18 protein-coding genes are annotated in these 14,755 nt (G+C 71.1%); 6 read left to right on the forward strand and 12 right to left on the reverse strand.

Annotation, left to right across the window (positions count from 1 at the left end):
- Positions 1-12: 12 nt before the first annotated feature.
- From NAG42_RS33870 to NAG42_RS33925, 12 genes are all read right to left on the reverse strand, one after another.
- Positions 13-666, reverse strand: a complete 654-nt coding sequence (locus tag NAG42_RS33870; RefSeq protein ID WP_250036051.1) for a 4Fe-4S single cluster domain-containing protein — start codon at positions 664-666, stop codon at positions 13-15.
- The gene (locus NAG42_RS45165) at positions 659-1,411 is read right to left on the reverse strand and encodes a ComEA family DNA-binding protein (RefSeq protein ID WP_250036053.1); all 753 of its coding nucleotides are present in this window, start codon (positions 1,409-1,411) and stop codon (positions 659-661) included. The genes NAG42_RS33870 and NAG42_RS45165 overlap by 8 nt, the downstream gene beginning before the upstream one ends.
- On the reverse strand, positions 1,392-1,607 hold the full coding sequence (locus tag NAG42_RS33880) for a DUF2997 domain-containing protein (RefSeq protein ID WP_250036055.1): 216 nt from the start codon (positions 1,605-1,607) through the stop codon (positions 1,392-1,394). The genes NAG42_RS45165 and NAG42_RS33880 overlap by 20 nt, the downstream gene beginning before the upstream one ends.
- Positions 1,604-2,050, reverse strand: coding sequence for a hypothetical protein (locus NAG42_RS33885; protein WP_250036057.1), 447 nt, complete (start codon positions 2,048-2,050; stop codon positions 1,604-1,606). The genes NAG42_RS33880 and NAG42_RS33885 overlap by 4 nt, the downstream gene beginning before the upstream one ends.
- A complete protein-coding gene (locus NAG42_RS33890; RefSeq protein ID WP_250036059.1) occupies positions 2,047-3,633 on the reverse strand; it encodes a Ycf46 family AAA ATPase in 1,587 nt (528 codons plus the stop codon). Before NAG42_RS33890 ends, NAG42_RS33885 begins: the two co-directional genes overlap by 4 nt.
- A gap of 80 nt (positions 3,634-3,713) precedes the next feature.
- A complete protein-coding gene (locus NAG42_RS33895) occupies positions 3,714-4,025 on the reverse strand; it encodes a hypothetical protein (RefSeq protein WP_250036061.1) in 312 nt (103 codons plus the stop codon).
- A 64-nt stretch (positions 4,026-4,089) separates the two neighbouring features.
- A complete protein-coding gene (locus NAG42_RS33900; protein WP_250036062.1) occupies positions 4,090-4,782 on the reverse strand; it encodes a WXG100 family type VII secretion target in 693 nt (230 codons plus the stop codon).
- Positions 4,779-5,093 (reverse strand): type VII secretion target, encoded by a 315-nt coding sequence (locus NAG42_RS33905; protein ID WP_250036063.1) that lies wholly within the window; start codon positions 5,091-5,093, stop codon positions 4,779-4,781. Before NAG42_RS33905 ends, NAG42_RS33900 begins: the two co-directional genes overlap by 4 nt.
- Positions 5,086-5,460: a YbaB/EbfC family nucleoid-associated protein gene (locus NAG42_RS33910; protein WP_250036064.1), complete on the reverse strand. Its 375-nt coding sequence runs from the start codon at positions 5,458-5,460 to the stop codon at positions 5,086-5,088. Before NAG42_RS33910 ends, NAG42_RS33905 begins: the two co-directional genes overlap by 8 nt.
- A gap of 26 nt (positions 5,461-5,486) precedes the next feature.
- Positions 5,487-5,813, reverse strand: coding sequence for a hypothetical protein (locus NAG42_RS33915; protein ID WP_250036065.1), 327 nt, complete (start codon positions 5,811-5,813; stop codon positions 5,487-5,489).
- A gap of 27 nt (positions 5,814-5,840) precedes the next feature.
- Positions 5,841-6,197 (reverse strand): hypothetical protein, encoded by a 357-nt coding sequence (locus NAG42_RS33920; RefSeq protein WP_250036066.1) that lies wholly within the window; start codon positions 6,195-6,197, stop codon positions 5,841-5,843.
- A 4-nt stretch (positions 6,198-6,201) separates the two neighbouring features.
- On the reverse strand, positions 6,202-6,687 hold the full coding sequence (locus NAG42_RS33925; RefSeq protein WP_250036067.1) for a hypothetical protein: 486 nt from the start codon (positions 6,685-6,687) through the stop codon (positions 6,202-6,204).
- 557 nt (positions 6,688-7,244) lie between these two features.
- On the opposite strand from NAG42_RS33925, the gene NAG42_RS33930 reads away from it, so the two are divergent.
- The 6 genes from NAG42_RS33930 (at position 7,245) to NAG42_RS33955 (ending at position 14,706) form a co-directional block, all read left to right on the forward strand.
- Positions 7,245-8,312 (forward strand): DUF559 domain-containing protein, encoded by a 1,068-nt coding sequence (locus tag NAG42_RS33930; RefSeq protein ID WP_250036068.1) that lies wholly within the window; start codon positions 7,245-7,247, stop codon positions 8,310-8,312.
- Complete coding sequence (locus NAG42_RS33935; RefSeq protein WP_250036070.1) at positions 8,299-8,937, forward strand: hypothetical protein; 639 nt, start codon at positions 8,299-8,301, stop codon at positions 8,935-8,937. Before NAG42_RS33930 ends, NAG42_RS33935 begins: the two co-directional genes overlap by 14 nt.
- Positions 8,937-12,464, forward strand: a complete 3,528-nt coding sequence (locus tag NAG42_RS33940; RefSeq protein WP_250036072.1) for a helicase HerA domain-containing protein — start codon at positions 8,937-8,939, stop codon at positions 12,462-12,464. The genes NAG42_RS33935 and NAG42_RS33940 overlap by 1 nt, the downstream gene beginning before the upstream one ends.
- On the forward strand, positions 12,373-12,789 hold the full coding sequence (locus tag NAG42_RS33945) for an iron chaperone (RefSeq protein ID WP_250036075.1): 417 nt from the start codon (positions 12,373-12,375) through the stop codon (positions 12,787-12,789). Before NAG42_RS33940 ends, NAG42_RS33945 begins: the two co-directional genes overlap by 92 nt.
- Before the next feature lie 10 nt (positions 12,790-12,799).
- Positions 12,800-13,390 carry a class I SAM-dependent methyltransferase gene (locus NAG42_RS33950; RefSeq protein WP_250036077.1) on the forward strand — a complete coding sequence of 197 codons (591 nt, stop codon included), beginning with the start codon at positions 12,800-12,802 and terminating at the stop codon, positions 13,388-13,390.
- 104 nt (positions 13,391-13,494) lie between these two features.
- Positions 13,495-14,706 carry a DUF1996 domain-containing protein gene (locus NAG42_RS33955; protein ID WP_250036078.1) on the forward strand — a complete coding sequence of 404 codons (1,212 nt, stop codon included), beginning with the start codon at positions 13,495-13,497 and terminating at the stop codon, positions 14,704-14,706.
- Positions 14,707-14,755 lie beyond the last annotated feature (49 nt).

Genomic DNA, 14,755 nt, shown 5'->3' on the forward strand with positions numbered 1-14,755 from the left:
GCGGGGCCCGCCTCAGGAGACCTCCGTCGCGGGCCGGTGAGGGATGGCGCGGTTGCGCCCCGCGCCGGCCGGCCCGTGACGGAGCCCGCCGGCCAGGAGCGCGTCGAGCGTCTCCGAGTCGGCCCATCCGTTGACCGCGACCTCGCCCGACGCGGTCACCGTCACCTCGAGCCGGTCGGGCGAGGCGGCCGCCTCGCGCATCCGGTTGCTCAGGTGCAGGAACCGCTGGTTGGCCGACCCCACCCACGGCCACTCCCGGTCGAGCAACTCGCGCCGGAACGGGCCGGCGACCAGCAGGTCGGTGGCCGCCAGCAGGGCCGTCGCGTCGTCCCGGCGCCGCAGATCCTCGTACTCGTAACCGGTGAAGGTCATCACCGTGCGCCCGGCCCGCCGGACGCCGGCGGCCACCGCGGCCAAGGCGGTCGCCTGCTCGAACGGCTCGCCGCCGAGCAGGGTGAGCCCGTCGGTGCCCGTCGCCAGCACCCGCTCGACCAGCTCAGCCGGCGGCACGAGCACGCCGCCGTGCGGGCCGAACAAATGCGGGTTGAAGCACCCCGCACAGCGAATGGTGCAGCCCTGCACCCAGATGGCGGTGCGTTCCCCCGGCCCCTCGGCGGTGGTGCGGTCGAGAAACCGGGCCAGCCGCACGGGTGGCGGCTCAGACATCGACGATGCGGCCGTACGGTCCGGGCGGGCCTTCCCCGGTCGGGCCGGGTCCGGGCCGGTCGGGGGCCGGCGGCGGTGGGCTGACGACGACCCGGTCGCGGACGGCGACCAGTTCGTGCGGGGCCAGACCCGCGGCCGCGGCGAAGTCGTGGAGATTGATGAAGCCACCCCGCGCCTGCCGCACAGCCAGCACGTGAGCGATGCGGTCGGGGCCGAAACCGGGCAGGGTGGCCAGCTGTGGCCCGTCGGCGGTGTTCACGTCGACCGGACCCGCGTAGTACTGCTGCGGCCCGGGAACGAGGCCGTGCATCTGCGGGGGCAGCGGAGCCGGGGGCGGCGGCGGGGCCCAGGCCACCGGGGGTGCCGGGGGCTGCGAATACCACGGCCGGTGGCCCGCCCGCCAGCGCAGCCAGGACGGGTTGATGATCAGCGCGTGGACGACACTGGCCGCCCACAACGCGAAGAACACCCCGTACGAGACGTCCTCCATGGTGGAGCCGTCCGCCGCCTCGCCGCCGAGGATGAAGAAGACCCAGGCCACCACGCTGTAGGCGACGCCGGGGATCCACCATGACGGCTTGCGGGCGCGGATGCCCACATAGAGGAAGCCGGCCGCGGCCAGGCAGCCGAAGCTGAGGATCGGCGCCAGCACCCAGGCGCTGTGCCCGAGCCGCCAGGACAGTTTGGCCGGCCCGGCCGGTGGAGGCGGCGGCTGATAGCCCGGGTCAGGCGGGGTCCACGTCACGGTTCACCTGCTGTTCCTGCGCGTGCTCGGTCTGCCGGGTGTAGTCGGCGGTGAAGGCGCTCGCGCTGACTTGGCCGTCCACGAGATCCTCGAGGACGGCGATGTAGTCGAGGCAGCGGTCGCCCAGGATGTCGACGGTCTCGGCGGTGACCCGGCCGTCACCGCTCACCGTCACGACGATACGGGGGCGGGTCACCTTCGCTCCTGCCCGACCTCGAAGACCAGCCGCACGCTCGCGTCCTCGTTCACCGATTCCGATTCGAGCCGCAGCCCGGCCGCGGGTGCCTGCGCGCGCAGCCGGGTCAGGACGGCCTGCTGCACCTGACGCCCGTAGGCGGCGTCGACGGCCAGCACGAGCTCGACCGCCCGCTGCTGATCCATGCCCTCGACGTGCGCGGCCCAGATGCCGTCGGCCCCGCGCGTGAAGCCGGCCGTGGCCGGACCGAACGTGGCGGTGACCGTGTCACCGTGCGTGCTGACTGATCCGCCCGCGTCCCGCAGCGCGGCCGAAAGCAGGGTGACGTCTCGCATCCGGGTCTGCACCTGGACCGTCCGGCCGTCGGCCGAGCGAGCCGCCGCAGCCTGCACGGCGGCCACCCCGGCCATCGCCAGTGGCACCAATAACAAAGACACACTCACCATGAGCTCCCGGTGTTGTTGCTGAGATCCCAGTCGTCGTTCGCCGTCGCCGACACCGCGCGGTTGCTCGCCCACCCGCGCAGGGCCTCGATGCGCTCGGCCTGGGTGACGCTGAGCGGCACGATGCTCATCACCGCGCGGACGAGGTCGTCGCGGCTCAGCGGCCGGCGCTCCGAGAACGCGTCGAAGAGGGCCGCCGTGACGGCCTGCTCGATCTCGGCGCCCGAGTATCCGCCGGTCAACCCGGCCAGCTCGGTCAGCATTTCGCCGCCGGCCTCCAGCCCGCCGGCCGCGCGGCGGTGGCTCAGGGCCCGGCCCAGGTGCACCCGCCACACCGCGACGCGTTCCGACCGGCTGGGCAGGTCGACGAAGAACGTCTCGTCGAACCGTCCTTTGCGCAGCAACTCGGGCGGCAGCCCCTCGAAATCGTTGGCGGTCGCGATCACGAAGACCGGCGCGCTCTTCTCCTGCATCCAGGTCAGGAAGGTGCCGAAGACCCGGGCCCCGGTGCCGGAATCGCCGCCGGTGCCGCCCGCGAACCCCTTCTCGATCTCGTCGACCCACAGCACGCAGGGCGCCACCGCCTCGGCGGTGCGCAGCGCGGTCCGCATGTTGTGCTCGCTCGAGCCGACCAGCCCGGAGAAGACCCGCCCGATGTCGAAGCGCAGCAGCGGGAGCCCCCACGCGGTGGCCATCGCCTTGGCGGTGAGCGACTTGCCGCAGCCGGGCACGCCGGTGATCAGCACGCCGCGCGGGGCCGGTAGACCGTACTCGGCCGCCTCGGCCAGCCACGACCCGTTCCGCTTGACCAGCCAGCTCTTGAGCTTCTGAAGACCGCCGACGTCGTCGAGCAGGATGCCGGTGCCGACAAACTCGAGCACGCCCGATTTGCGGACGGTCTGGCTCTTCTCCTCGTGGACGATCTCCAGGTCGGCCAGGTCGAGCACCGCGTCGTTCACCATGGCCCGGGCGTACGCGTTCTCGGCCTCCTGCATGGTCAGCCCGAGCGCCGCGGCCACGAAGCGCTCCCGTTGCGCCTCGTCCAAGGCGATCCGCAGGCGACCCGACGCGGTGTTCGACCGGATCATGGCCTCCAGCAGACCGCGGAGCTCGGCCGGACCGGGCAGCGGGAAGTCGACGATCGTCACGTCCTTGCTGAGCTCGGCCGGGATGTGCAGCACCGGTGAGACCAGCACCAGGCAGCGCGGGCTGCGGCCGCCGCGGAAAGCCTGAGCGACATCGCGCAGCAGCCGCACGAGCTCCATGTTCTGCGGGTACTGCCCGTCCTGGTGCAGCGGGTGCAGGTCCCGGAAGACGAAGATCGCCGGCTCGTCGACGCGCTGGATCGCCTGCAGGGCATCGACGGCCCGCTCGGCACCCGGGCGAGCCTTCCCGTCGGGCTGGATCAGGCCGCCGGTCACCGACCAGGTCCACACGGCGCGGGGCACGCGCACCAGCGCGGCGTCACCGGCGACGGCCGCCACCTGATGCAGGGCGCGCTGTTCCTCGTACGTCTCCAGATAGAGAACCGGGAAGCGGGCCTTCAACAACTGCGCCAGCGTCTCGGTGAACGACCTGGTCACCCCGGCCCTCCCCACTGCCTCACCGTACGTCGCACCGCGCCGACATTACGCCACGCCTCGACCGGGCGGACCGGCGTGCGTCAAGGGCGTTGGTATCCACAGACCTGATAGAGCCAGTGATCGTAGTGGCGGCGCACCGCGTCGCGGTCGTGGTGGTCCAGGGCCAGCCACTCGCGGGCCGCGTCGGCCGCCCGGTCCGGCTCCCACTCGCTCTCGCCCAGGCAGCCCCACACCAGATAGAGGCTGGTCGCGAAGTCCTCGGTCTCCAGGTGGTCGTGCAGGGCGGCCAGGATGGCGGCGGCGGGGACCGACGGGTCGTCGGCCGCGATCACCTGACGCATGAGCTCGCGCATCTCGTCGAGGTAGGCCGGCTCCCGACGCTGATCTTTCACCACCGAACCATGACACGGCCACCCGGCGACGTGACGACCGGTGTGACCCGGCGGAGTGACGCGGTCACCCGTTCACGAGGCGGCTCAGGTTGGTCAGGCTCGTGACCAGCGCGGTCGTGTAGCCGAAGATGCGGCCCGCCCACTTCAGCACCGCCGAGGCGATCTGGGCGGCGACGATCGGGATGGTCACGACGAGCAAGGCCTCGGCGGCCCAGACGATCACCCGAGCCACCAGGTCGGCGATCAGATCCCGGACGAGATCCCGGGTGAACATCACCAGATTGCCGGCCGCCTGGGTGGACGCCGACATGGTGGCGGCCAGCGACGAGAGCCCGCCCAGGGCGTCGACGTTGTTGGCCATCAGGCTCTGATAGGTCATCGCGGCCGGGCCGGTCCAGTCGGGCACGTCGGCGGCCAGCGCGCCCTGCAGGTCACCGGCCATGGCGGACAGCTCGCGGGCCATGTTCTCCCAGGTGGCGGCGTGCGCGGCCACCCGCTCGGGGATGCCCGCCAGCTTGTCGAGAACCTCGCGCAGCGGCTCGAAATACTCCATCGCCCAGCCCAGGCCGTTGGCCAGCAGCGTGCTGAACGGGTCGAGCACGGCCGACGCGGCCTCGAGCGCGAACGCCCCACCGGCCAGCGCCTGGTCGACCCAGCCGCCGCCGGAGATCGACTGCTGCAGCCCCTGGAAGCTGTCGACCAGCGAGGCGCCCGAGGTGCCCGGCCCGGTCGACGCGACGGCGATCAGATTGGTCATCCGAGACCACCGGCCCGGCGCAACCGGTCGGCCGCGTCGTCGTCGGCGCGCTCGTAGTCCTGACTCGTCCGGATGAGAGCGTCCGAGGCCAGGCGGAGGTTCTCCTCGACGTACGTGTAAAGCTCGTCCTGCTTGGTGTGCCGGGCCTCGAGAATGCCGGCCATCCAGCCGCAGAGCAGGCCGTACGCGGCGTCGTCCTGAACGATGGCCGTGCTCGCCGACCGCACGGCCGCGAAGCGCTGCTGGATCGCGTCGACCTTGGTGGCGTGCGCCCGGATCTGCTGCGCGTCGACCTGGAACCCATCACTCATCCGCCGCTCCCCGCAGCCGCTGCTCGATCACCCGGCCGGCCGTCGAGCCCGGCCCCATCGTCTCGTCGATGATCTGCCGGCTGAGCTCGGCCACCTTCCGCCGCGCGATGCCCTGGGCGGTGAGCACGGCCCGCGACACCGCGTCGGGGGTGACCCGGTGGATCCGCTCGGTGAACCGCACGTCGACGAGAACGCCGTTCGAGTCGATCGTCACCTCGGCCAGCTCGTTGCCGTCGACCGCGCTGATCCGCAGGTCCCCGAGCCGCTCGGCCATGGCCTGAGTGGCGGCCGCGGCCCGGTCGACACGCCCTTTCCAGTCCCGCAGGTATTCCCGCGAACTGTCCGGATCCAGCAGTGGCTCAGTCACCACTTCTTTCTACCGCGCCACGTCAATCATCGATGTCCCGCCTCGGCGGCTTCGACAGCGGCACGGGTCCAGTCGGCCAGCCGCCGCAGAAACTCGGCGGCTCCGCGGTCGGTCGGGTCGTCCAATGCCCGGCCGCCGTCGTCCGCGACCATGAAGATCAAGGTGCCCGGTGGTTGCTGTTCGGCCAGCACGACGTCGACGGCAACTACCGCGCGGCGAAGGGAGCGTGTGCTGTGCCGGGCGGTCGTCATCAGCTCATCGCGGATCTCATCATCGCCGTCCGTGTCGGCGACGTGCCCCCGCAGCAGCCATCCGACCCACTCGGCCGAAGACCATGCGTCCTGTTCGGCCATGCGTGCGTGCAGGGGTCCCTGCATTCCTTACCTCGCCGACTCGAGCACCTCACGGAGGATGTCGACGACCCGCCGCAGGAACACCGTGGCGCCGGCATCGGTCGGATCCTCGTCCAGGCCGAAGTTGGCGTCGTCCTCGACCAGGTGGAGCAATGTGCCCGTAGGAAGCTCGGCCGTAAGAACCCACTCCAGGGCCTCGAGATCCTGGTGCAGGGACCGGGTGCTGTAACCCGCCGTGTCCGAGAGATCCGCGCGCATCTCGTCGAGGTCGACGGCATCCATGACATAGGTCTGAAGAAAGTCGCGCACCTTCCGCAGAGCAGGGCGAGCATCCCGCTCGGCCATGCGGGCGCGGAGGGGCTCGGGGAGCTGACTCAGGTCCACGGGCTCAAAGTACCCCCGTCGGGAAGGCGGTGACGATGAACGGCTGTGGTGGATCCGACCCGGGCACGAGCTTGATGCGAACACTGACCAGGCTGGTCGTTCCGTATTCGGCTTGAGGGGGACCAGCGCCGTACATGCCCTTGTTGTAGTAGCCCTCGCCGACGCGATGATGGGCGTCGAAACCGCCCTTGTGGGTTCCGTTCGCCGCCAGGTCACTGCGAATGGTTTCCCAGTTCTCCTGCACGTAGCGGTTGACCTCGCGGTTCATGGTCGTGTGGTCCGTCCACTTGAACGACCGGGACTCCCTGCTTGGCCACGGCGGGTCACCGTAGATGCGTCCTTCGACGGTTCGCGTGCTCGGATCCCGCCTCATCGTGAGATCGGGTCCGTGCCGTTCGACTGTGTGCGCGCCGTTGGTGCTGAACGCGTCGTCGTTGCGGGCGAGGTTGAACGGCGGCGGGGTGTCGCCCAGTTGGTCGTAGGTCCGCATGATCGCGCTGAGCGCGAGGTCGTCAGCCGACGGCGCGGGCCGCCCGGGCTGAGAGCCGTCGACGGGGGTGTTGTGCCCTGCGCCTGCTCGGCCGCGTCGGGCCACCGACTGTGTCGACTGCTGGGCAGCGGCAATGGTGCCGGCCCCGCGCCCGCTGCTTGCGCCGTGGGGCCGGGAGCCGCCGTGGGATGGCGGGTCCGGGGTGCCGCCGCCGGAGCCGCCGGGACTTCGCGGGCGCGTCGGCAAGGGCCGGTCCGTTCGGCGCGGGAGGTCGTCGGTCGCGCGCAGCGTAACAAGAGACGGCAATCTATTTGACCTCCGTATTGTTCTTGGGGCGTTCTCCGGCCAAATATGATCCAGTCGAATCAAGAGGAGGAAAACAGTCGGAAAGGTGACTCGCGGCAGTCGATGATGGGACGTCGGTCACGGCAATCAGCTGTCTGCGCTATGGCGCCGGCCGGTGGTGATTCGTAGGCTGTTCGGGACGTACCGGGGACCGGCTGGAAAGGGTGGAGAACACTGATCACCGCGGCTCTCCCGGATCATTCGGCCGCCGCATGATCGTGGCTGAGGTGCCGGTCGACCGGGTGGTCTCGCTTCCCGATGTGGCCGTCGGTGATCTCGCTCGGGTGCTGGCCGGGCCGGGTGATCTGGCGCCCCTGGTCACCCGCGCGCCGGATTCCTGTGCGAGCCCGGGTGCCTTCGCCGAGGCCGCGGTGGCCGAGCTCGAGCGGGCGGCTGTCGCGCTCCTGCCGGCCTGGTTGCCCGGCGTGAGTGACGGCCGGGCCGACGTGGGTGGGCTCGCCGCGGCTCGCCTGCTGGCCGCCGAGCTCGCCGTGGCCGGCCGCTACCCGCGTACGTTCCTGATCGATCTCGCCGTTCTCGCGCTGACCGGCCACCGGGCGCCGGCGGCACCGCCGCTGCGGGTCCGCGCCCGCGAGCTGGCCCGGCTGGTCGCCGCGGCGTTCGGTCGGCGCCGCACGGTCCTGCTGGTCGACGGGCCGGGCGGTGACGCGGTGGTGGCCGGCGCCGAGTGGCTGGTGAGCGTCGGTGGGCCGGCCGTGTGGTTGCTCGGCACCAGAAATGAGCGTCTTCCCGCCGTACGGCTCCGGCTCGCTCTTGAAAGCGGCACCCTGCCCTCTGACAGCGGCGCGGCCGGTCTCGAATCCCCCGCCGGTGGAGGTAGTGCCGCTGATCGTGGGCTGACCGGCGGTGAGGGAGATGCCGCGGGTGCGGGCAGCGTGGCGGAGGTCGGGCGGCCGCATCCGGCGAGCACGGTGGAGGCTGCGCTGGAGTGCGCGCTGGCGAAAGAGGCGTGGGCGGCCGGACGGCGGTGGAATCAGGACTACCGGTCGAATGCGCTCACCCCGGCCGTACGGTTGGATCTCTGGTGGCCGCGGGAGCGGTGCGTCGTCGAGATCGATGGGCCTGAGCACTGTCATCCGGTGCGCTATGAGCAGGACCGGCGGCGCGACGTGCAATTGACTCTGGACGGTCATGCCGTTCTGCGCTTCACCAATGCCCGGATCATTCATGACGTCGGCGCCGTGGTTCACCAGATCGGCATCTGTGTGCGGGCCCGGCGTCGCGATACAGCGGAAGGACACCACCATGGCCGGCGATGACCTGACCCCCACCGAGGGCGCGATCCTCATGGTCCTGATGGTCGAGGCGCGCGAGGTCCTCAACACCGAGCTCAAACAGCGGTACGGGCTCGACGTCCGCAAGGTGCAGCGCGACAAGCTGGCCCGCCTGCACTACGTGTCGAGCCGCCGCAGCGGGCGCACCGTGGCGATGCAGCTGGACGACAAGGGCTGGGTCCGGATGCAGAGCGACTTCGACTTCGACGCGCGCGGCGCCCGGGCCTTGGGGGCGGCACTGACCGCCCTGCACGCCAACCTGCGCGACCGGATCCTCGAGCGCAGCGGCGCCGCCAACCTCACCGAGCTGTTCGCCCAGTCCGAGATGAGGGCTGTCCCGGTGGGCGGAGCCGACCTCGGTCCGCGGGTGGTCAGTGCCTATCAGGCCCTCGCCGACCGGCCCGGCGACTGGGTGAGCCTGACCCGCCTGCGCCCGTTCTTCGCCGACGTGGGTCGCGACGACCTCGACGAGGCTCTGCGCGAGCTGAGCCGGCGGGACGGCGTGACCCTGGTCCCCGAGTCCAACCAGAAGACCCTCACCGCGGCCGACCACGAAGCGGCGCTGCACGTCGGCGGCCAGGAGAAGCACCTGCTCGCGATCGAGGCGTGATGAACGAGGCGCAACGCGCGGCGCTGGCGTCCCTGCGATTCAACTGGGCGCCGGTGCCGGACGACATCTGGCGGCCCCTGCCGTTCCACGTCGACGGGCTGCACGTGCCCGTCCTCCGGGAGATCTCCGACGGCTACGCCGATGCCCGGACCAGCGCCGACGCGAGCCCGATCGGCCTGGTCGTCCGCGGTCAGCGCGGCTCCGGCAAGACCCACCTGCTGGGCTGGGTGCGTCAGCAGGTGCAGGACCAGGGCGGCTATTTCTTCCTGGTCAGCCTGCTCGACGCGGGCAGCTTCTGGGACAGTGTGCTCGCCGCGATGCTCGACGGTCTGTCGCGCCCGGTGCCCGGCACCGGCCAGACCCAGCTGACCGTGCTGCTGCGCCGGCTGTCGGCGATGGTGGGCGCGCCCCGCAAATCTCGGCGCGCGGTCATGGGCGACACCGAGCTGACCCGGGCCGACCTGGACGCGTTCATCGAGGGGCTGGGGGAGTTCGACCGGCAGGTGGCCCGGTCGAGCCAGGAGACCGCCCGCGCGCTGGCCCTGAGCGCCTCGGAGGACGTGGCTCACCGCGACCTCGCCGAGAACTACTTCATCTCCGGTGAGGAGAGCGTGCCCGGCGAGCGCAACGTCTGGGGCATGCGCCGGGCACCGCGGGCCGCGCAGCTGATCGTCCAGGATCTGTCCTGGCTTCTCGCGCTCACCGGACCGTCGGTGATCGCCATCGACCAGATCGACACGCTGATCGCCCAGGTGGCCATCCAGAGCGACTCCCAGCTGGCCGCCGCGGCGGTGGTCGACCCGGAACAGGCATTGATGCTGGCGCGCATGGCCGACGGGCTCATGACGCTGCGGCAGCTGACCCGGCGCACGCTGACGGTCCTGGCCTGCATCCCGCACTCGTGGACGATCATTTCGACCGCCGCCACCGACACGGTGTCCGACCGGTTCCGGACTCCCGCCCCGCTGGCCCCGATCCGCCAGGCCGACCTGGCCCGGGCGATCGTCGAGAAGCGCTTCCAGCCGCGCTACCAGGAGGCCGGGTTCGAGCCGCCGTTCCCGACCTGGCCGGTGGCCGGAAGCGCGTTCGCCCAGGCCGGCGATTTCACGCCGCGCCAGCTGCTGATCGAGATCGACAATCACGTACGGGCCTGTCTCGCCGACGACGAGGTGCGCCTGCTCGAGCACCTGGGTGAGCCGCGGTCCGCCGAGCCGATCGCGCCGCCCGTCGTGCCGGAGAGCGACCTTCAGGCGTACGACCGGAGATTCGCCGAGCTGAGGGCCAAGGCCGACATCCGTACGCCGCTCGCCCGGGACACCGAGGACCGGGTCATGCCGCCGCTGCTCGCCGCCGGTCTCACCGCCTGGATCCTCGAGCGCGGCGAGGTGGGTGACGCGTTCAGCGTCGACCCGCCGCCCAGCAACGACCCGGCACTGCACGCCCGGTTGCGCCTCGTGCTGAACGAGCAGACGGAGGATCAGGCGCACTGGTCCTTCCGGGCGATCAGCGACGAGCACCACCACAGCGCGGCGCTCTCCCGCATCCGCAAGGCTTCGATGGCCGCCGCCGTCGACGCGGGCACGCCGAAGCGCCGGCTCGTGCTGCTGCGCAACGCCAAATGGTCGGAGGGGGAGCGCACCCGGGCGGCAGTGGAGGCGCTGGAGAAGGCGGGCGGGCAGACGCTCGCCCTGAGCGACGACGACCTGCGGACGTTGTCGGCACTGCGGATTCTGCTCGACGAGACCACAATGGACTTGCGGAGCTGGCTCATCGAGCGGCGCCCGGCTCACGGCTCGGCGTTCCTCCAGCAGGCACTGGCCGATGTGGACAGCTGGGCGGCTGCCCCGCCGGCGATCGCACCACCGGTTTCGCCGCCGGTTTCGCCGGCGGCCGCGCCGGTCTCGCTGCCGGCCGCCTCGCCAGTCTCGCCGGTCTCGCCGCTAGTTTCGCCGCCGGCCACGCCGGTAGCTTCACCACCGGTCTCGCCGATCTCGCCGGTCTTGCCGGTCTCGCCATCGGCCGCGTCGGTCTCGCCACGGGTCTTGCCGGTCTCGCCGGTCTTGCCGGTCTTGCCGGTCTCGCCACCGGTCTTGCCGGTCTCGCCGTCGGTAGCGGCCGGCGAATCCGGGCCCTCGCTGGTTGTCGGCCACGACTACCACGACGGCTCGGCGGCCCGTCTGCCGTTGGAGGCACTGCGTAAGCACACCACCATCTTCGCGGGCTCTGGTTCGGGCAAGACGGTGCTGATCCGGCGCATCGTCGAGGAGTGTGCGCTGCAGGGTGTGTCGGCGATCGTGCTCGACCCCAACAACGACCTGGCCCGGCTCGGCGAGGCCTGGCCCGAGCCGCCCGCGCAGTGGCGCCCCGACGACGCCGCCAAAGCCGCCGACTACTTGGCGAACACCGACGTCGTCGTCTGGACCCCGCGGCGGGCGTCCGGCCGTCCGCTCAGCTTCCAGCCGCTGCCCGACTTCCGCGGCGTGCGCGACGACGAGGACGAGTTCAACGAGGCGGTCGAGGCCGCGGTCGCCTCGCTGGCCCCCCGGGCCGGTGTCACCGGCCGCACCACCAAGGCCGCCCTCGGCCTGGCCGTGCTGCGCAAGGCGGTCGAGCACTACGGCCGTCGCGGCGGCACCCGGCTCAAGGGTCTGATCGACACCTTGGCCGCCCTGCCCGACGGCACGATCGACCTGGACGACGCCGACAAGATCGCGCTCGGCCTGGCCCAGACGCTGACCGCGGCGATGGTCAACGACCCGCTCTTCGGCGGCCACGGCACCCCGATGGATCCCGGTCTGCTGCTGACCCCGGCGCCCGGCAAGCGCGCCCGCATCTCGGTGGTCAGCCTGGTCGGGCTGCCCTCCGACGACGTACGGCAAAGCTTTGTCAACCAGTTGCAGATGGCCCTCTTCGCCTGGATCAAGAAGAACCCGGCCGGCGACCGCCCGCTGCTCGGCCTGCTGGTCATGGACGAGGCCCAGACGTTCGCCCCGTCCGGCGCGATGACCGCCTGCACCCAGAGCACGCTGGCGCTGGCCGCCCAGGCCCGCAAGTACGGCCTCGGCCTGATCTTCGCCACCCAGGCGCCCAAGGGCCTGCACAACCGCATCCCCGGCAACGCCGCCACCCAGATGTACGGCCTGATGAACAGTCCCATCCAGATCGAGGCCGCCCGCGACATGGCCAAAGCCAAGGGCGGCGACGTCCCCGACATCTCCCGCCTGACCGTCGGCGAGTTCTACCTGGCCGCCGAGGGCGCACCTCCACGCAAGATCCGTACGCCGCTCTCCCTCACCCACCACCCGCGCAGCCCCCTGACCGCCGAGGAGGTCCTCGAGCGCGCCCGGCCAACCGATCAGCTTTCAAGAAGCGACCTCCCCGGCGAGGCTCGTACAGTCAGGCTCATCACCAGCGCAAGCGTCGAAGGAGCCGGAGATGGCCGAGAACTTCACCGCCGAGGAGCGGGCCGCGATGAAGGAGCGGGCCCAGGAGGTCAGGAAGAGCCGCGGCGCCAAGAAAAAAGATGAGGAGCCGGCCGTGCTCGAAAAGATCGCGGAGTTTCCGGCGGAGGACCGTGTCCTGGCCGAGCGCATTCACGCCCTCGTCAAGGAGGCGGCCCCGGAGATGCTGCCGCGCCTCTGGTACGGCATGCCCGCGTACGGAAAAGGCGGTAAAGCGACCGTCTTCTTCCAGTCCGCCGCGAAGTTCAAGGCCCGCTACGCCACCCTCGGCTTCAACGAGGAGGCCCAACTCGACGACGGCGCGATGTGGCCGACCGCGTTCGCGCTGACCGAACTCACCCCCGAGGTCGAAGCCCGCATCGCCGACCTGCTGAAACGCGCGGCCGGTTAGCATCTGGGCAATGAGTGATCAGAACGGCTGGCTCAAGCTTCTCGACGCGAACCCGAACCACTCGCAGTGGTACATCGACCGTTTCCGGTCGATGGCCGAGGCCGGGGCCGACCTGGCCGGCGAGGCGCGGATGGTCGACGCGATGTTGCCGCGCGGGGCTCGGGTGCTCGACGCCGGCTGTGGCACCGGCCGCCTGGGCGGTTACCTCGCCGACGCCGGGCACGACGTCGTCGGTGTCGACCTCGATCCCGCTCTGATCGCCGAGGCGCAGCGCAACCACCCCGGCGCCCGCTGGCTGGCCGGTGACCTGAGCGAGCTCGATCGGCCCGAGCGCTTCGACCTGATCGTCAGCGCCGGCAACGTGATGACCTTCGTGGCGCCCAGCACCCGCGTCGAGATCCTCCGCCGGTGCGGGCGGCACCTGGCCGAGGGCGGCCGGCTGGTCATCGGGTTCGGAGCGGGGCGCGGCTACCCCTTCGACGACTTCCTGGCCGACGCGGCGTCGGCCGGTCTGACCAGCGACCTTCTGCTGGCGACGTGGGACCTGCGCCCGTTCACCCCGGAGGCCGACTTCCTGGTCGCGGTCCTGCGCCCCGCGTAACGCTTGTCTTTTTGTTATCGCCGTTCTCCGGCGACGTCTCCTTGGCTGGTGATCAAACGCTCGGCGGCCCCTCCCGCCGTGTCGTCCCCGGTGAGGAGTGACCTGTGTCGTATGCGACGAACGGCCGGCCCGACGACGACGTGCCGTTGCCTCGTCACCGCCGGCGACCGCGGCGGGCCCTGGCGGTTCTCTGCGCCGGGATCGCGGTGGCTGCTGTTGCGGTGACCGCGGGCGCGGTCGCGCTGGCCGGTACGGGTGATGACCCCGGACCGGCGGAGGCCGTCGCGCGCGCCGCGGTCACCACCCCGCCGGTTACTCGGCCCCTGGCCGGGGCGGCTTCCCCCCGTACGGTGAAGCCCTCGACCACGGCATCGGCCAAGGCGCCCGCCAAGGCCGTGCCGGCAACGACGCCCGCCCGTGCGGCGGCTAAGCCCGGCTGGATCCCCGTCGACCAGGCGGCGTGGAAGAAGCAGACCGCGGCCTACAAGAGCCGGAAGACCGACTCCGCGCCCGGCAGCGTCGGCAACCTGCCCGAATTCCGGGCCGACTGCGAATACAGCCACCGGCGGGCCGACGACCCCATCGTGCTGCCCGGTCTGCCGGGTGCCTCGCACATGCATTCGTTCGTCGGCAACAAGGGCCTCGACGCGGACACGACGGCCGGCGACCTGATGAAGTTCACGGCCAGCACCTGCAAGCCGGCGCAGGACCATTCCGCCTACTGGGTGCCGACCCTGTACGACAACGCGACCGGCAAACCCGTCGAGACGACCGGCTTCCGGGTTTATTACCGCTCGCTGCGCAACAGTTCGGGCGACGTGATGCCGATGCCCAACGGCCTGCGCCTGATCGCCGGCGACGCCAAGAAGAAGGTGCCCACGCCGCGTGGCGCGCAGGGCCAGTTCTACTGCGCCTTCTACGGTCCCGGCGACCTGGACGGCGTGGCCCGCAGCGACAACGGCAACTGGCCGATCTGCGGCAAGGGCGCCACGTTCCACTTCATGATGCAGTTCCCCGACTGCTGGGACGGAAAGCACCTGGACAGCCCGACCCACAAGGCGCACGTGGCCTTCGGCGACAACCAGGGCTGCCCGGCAAGCCATCCGGTCCGCATCCCCGCCATCACGTTCGACATCCAGTACGGCGTGACGGGCACCAAGGCCGGCTACTACCTGTCGTCCGACAAGACCGGCAAGAGCGCCTCCTCAATGCACGGTGACGCCTTCGTCATGTGGGACGCCGACTTCATGAACAAGCAGACCAAGAACTGCATCCGCCAGCGCCGCACCTGCGACAACAACGGCTTCCTGATGTGACGCCCGATCAAATTGGGTGAGGCGTAACAGGTCCCGACCGGACAACCGC

It is taken from the genome of Paractinoplanes maris (assembly GCF_023544465.1).
GTDB classification, from domain to species: Bacteria; Actinomycetota; Actinomycetes; order Mycobacteriales; family Micromonosporaceae; genus Actinoplanes; species Actinoplanes maris.

Bases quoted from the DNA above. Each gene is read 5' to 3' on its own strand.
- NAG42_RS33950 (WP_250036077.1), top strand. From the start codon at position 12,800: ATGAGTGATCAGAACGGCTGGCTCAAGCTTCTCGACGCGAACCCGAAC.
- NAG42_RS33900 (WP_250036062.1), bottom strand. From the start codon at position 4,782: ATGACCAATCTGATCGCCGTCGCGTCGACCGGGCCGGGCACCTCGGGC.
- NAG42_RS33915 (WP_250036065.1), bottom strand. From the start codon at position 5,813: ATGGCCGAACAGGACGCATGGTCTTCGGCCGAGTGGGTCGGATGGCTG.
- NAG42_RS33925 (WP_250036067.1), bottom strand. From the start codon at position 6,687: ATGCGGACCTACGACCAACTGGGCGACACCCCGCCGCCGTTCAACCTC.
- NAG42_RS33930 (WP_250036068.1), top strand. From the start codon at position 7,245: ATGATCGTGGCTGAGGTGCCGGTCGACCGGGTGGTCTCGCTTCCCGAT.
- NAG42_RS33905 (WP_250036063.1), bottom strand. From the start codon at position 5,093: ATGAGTGATGGGTTCCAGGTCGACGCGCAGCAGATCCGGGCGCACGCC.
- NAG42_RS33870 (WP_250036051.1), bottom strand. From the start codon at position 666: ATGTCTGAGCCGCCACCCGTGCGGCTGGCCCGGTTTCTCGACCGCACC.
- NAG42_RS33935 (WP_250036070.1), top strand. From the start codon at position 8,299: ATGGCCGGCGATGACCTGACCCCCACCGAGGGCGCGATCCTCATGGTC.
- NAG42_RS33945 (WP_250036075.1), top strand. From the start codon at position 12,373: ATGGCCGAGAACTTCACCGCCGAGGAGCGGGCCGCGATGAAGGAGCGG.
- NAG42_RS33940 (WP_250036072.1), top strand. From the start codon at position 8,937: ATGAACGAGGCGCAACGCGCGGCGCTGGCGTCCCTGCGATTCAACTGG.